Genomic DNA, 968 nt, shown 5'->3' on the forward strand with positions numbered 1-968 from the left:
GGCCCGGCCTACCTGTCCACCTGAAAAGACAGGTCAGCTGAGAGCTGGTTCGCCTGGAGCTGCTGCTTGAACAGATTCAAATCTGTAGAGCCGAACGCAATGCGCTCCTTCGGTCTCAGGTCAAGAAAGCAACCAGCCTCACGAAATGCTCTGGGCATAAAGGGAATTGGCGTTGAGGTCGCCACGATTTGTGGACGGAGGCACAATATCGCCATTTCGATAATCCCCGGCGGATCGCCTCCTACGCGGGTATTGCCCCTACGCCGTGGCAAAGCGGTTCAATCGATCGGGAACAAGTCGAAGGCCGGCAATCCCCGCCTCCGGGTCACGCTTGTACAGACGGCTTGGCTCTGGTTGAGGCATCAGCCGAGTTCAGCGCTCTCCAAGTGGTTTCGCGAGGTCGTCGGAAGAAATCAACGATCGTGGCGCTGGCGCGAAAATTGCTCGTGGCACTTTGGAAGTACGTGACATCAGGTGTGGTGATGGAAGGCGTCATCACAAACAAATCCTGATCAGTTCTGGCAGATCCAGGTCGACGACCCGGGGGTGCGCATGGCTAACCGCCGTTTTGCTAGAATGGTCTCGTCGTCCTGAGCCTGGCCGCCGTATGCGGGATATTGGTGCAGCCGAATTTTAAGGGCGACCGGATGTGAGGTTGATGGGCTCAGCTGTGAGCCGTGTCTTGGAATTGGCTCAGACCTGGATTCTAAAATTTCCGGAGGTTAGCATGCAGCATTGACAACAAAGGTCCCATGTGAGCGGACCCCCCCTGAGGGTTGATCGTGGAAGATCCGGAACAGGACCAGGAAAGCCATCGCAGAAGAGCGGGGTTGGGTTGCTCCTCATGGACAGCGCCGGTGCATGCCGATCTTGCGAACTGGATGAACGCCGAGGCTCTGTGCCGCAGCTGGCTGGTTGTTCAGGTGAGCTTGTTGCCGCGAACCCGCGAACCCATGCGATCCTCAGAG

Annotated in this window: 1 protein-coding gene; it reads left to right on the forward strand. The window is 57.4% G+C overall.

Annotated features, from left to right (window positions below):
• The first annotated feature begins 188 nt into the window (after positions 1-188).
• Positions 189-512, forward strand: a complete 324-nt coding sequence (locus tag EOA24_RS39390; RefSeq protein ID WP_127410905.1) for a transposase — start codon at positions 189-191, stop codon at positions 510-512.
• Positions 513-968: the final 456 nt, after the last annotated feature.

Source organism: Mesorhizobium sp. M2A.F.Ca.ET.039.01.1.1, assembly GCF_003998035.1.
Classification (GTDB): Bacteria; Pseudomonadota; Alphaproteobacteria; order Rhizobiales; family Rhizobiaceae; genus Mesorhizobium.